This is a genomic window from Vasconcelosia minhoensis LEGE 07310 (assembly GCF_015207255.1).
GTDB classification, from domain to species: Bacteria; Cyanobacteriota; Cyanobacteriia; order Phormidesmidales; family Phormidesmidaceae; genus Vasconcelosia; species Vasconcelosia minhoensis.
The window spans coordinates 1-1,112 of record NZ_JADEXG010000160.1; the positions used below are offsets into that span (position 1 = coordinate 1).

The following is a 1,112-nucleotide window of genomic DNA, read 5'->3' on the forward strand; positions in this document are numbered from 1 at the left end:
CTCCGAGGCGACAAAACCGTCGCTGAGCTAGCTAGCCAGTATGAGATCCATCCGACGATGCTGAATACATGGAAGCGTCAGCTGCTAGAGAACGCTAGCGAGCTGTTTGACAATGGGAAGACAGCCAGCAAGGCTCAATCAGAGGTTAAGGCCGAGAACGATGAGTTGTACCGCCAGATCGGCAAGTTGAAGGTAGAGCGGGATTTTTTAGCAAAGCGCTCAGCCCAACTGGGACTGCTCAGCGAAAAGCCCTGGTAGAAGCAGAGCACCCTGAGCTGAGTCTGGTGCGTCAGTGCCAGCTCCTCGGTATCAGCCGCTCTAGCCTATACTATCAACCGGTTGGGCCGTTAGATGAGGAGTTGACCCTGCTGCGGTTGATAGACCAGATGTATCTGGAGATGCCGTTTTATGGCAGTCGTCGGATGACCGCTCAGTTGCAGCGGCTAGGCTATCGGATCAACCGCAAACGGGTGCGAAGGCTGATGCGACAGTTGGGCTTACAAGCGGTGTATCCCAAGCCCAAGCTGAGTATGCGGCATCCTGAGCACAAGATCTATCCTTACTTGCTGCGCGGGGTCGATATCGTCAGCGTCAATCAGGTATGGAGCACTGATATCACCTATCTACCGGTGCTCAGAGGTCATTTCTATCTCGTGGCGGTGATGGATTGGTACAGTCGAAAAGTGCTCAGTTGGCGCATTGCAAACACGATGGATGTAGCGTTCTGTCTGGATGCCTTGGAGGAAGCGTTATCCAACTATGCAAAGCCAACGATATTCAACTCTGACCAAGCTGCCCAGTTTACGGCTAACGCTTTTACAAACTGTCTCCAGCAGGCAGATGTGCAGATCTCTATGGATGGTCGAGGTCGCTGTCACGACAACATCTTCATTGAAAGGCTATGGCGTTCAGTCAAGTGGGAGTTGATTTATCTCAAGGCGTTTGAGAATGGTAACCATTTATCGCAGGAGGTGACGACCTGGTTTCATTGGTATAACCGACAAAGACTGCATCAGTCGCTGAATTATCGAACACCAGATGAGGTTTATGCAGAAAGTAGATGAGAAAGTCAGTTGATGTGTCATACTCGTTGAAAGCGTATTAACTACGTA

At 50.7% G+C, this 1,112-nt stretch carries 1 protein-coding gene; it reads left to right on the forward strand.

Annotated elements, in window-relative coordinates; all coding sequences use genetic code 11:
- A protein-coding gene (locus tag IQ241_RS25260; RefSeq protein WP_390622500.1) for an IS3 family transposase occupies window positions 1–1,064 on the forward strand; the annotation gives its coding sequence in 2 pieces (ribosomal slippage) (window positions 1–217 and window positions 217–1,064; 1,065 coding nt annotated over the 2 pieces). This gene is flagged as partial in the annotation.
- Between the last annotated feature and the right edge of the window lie 48 nt (window positions 1,065–1,112).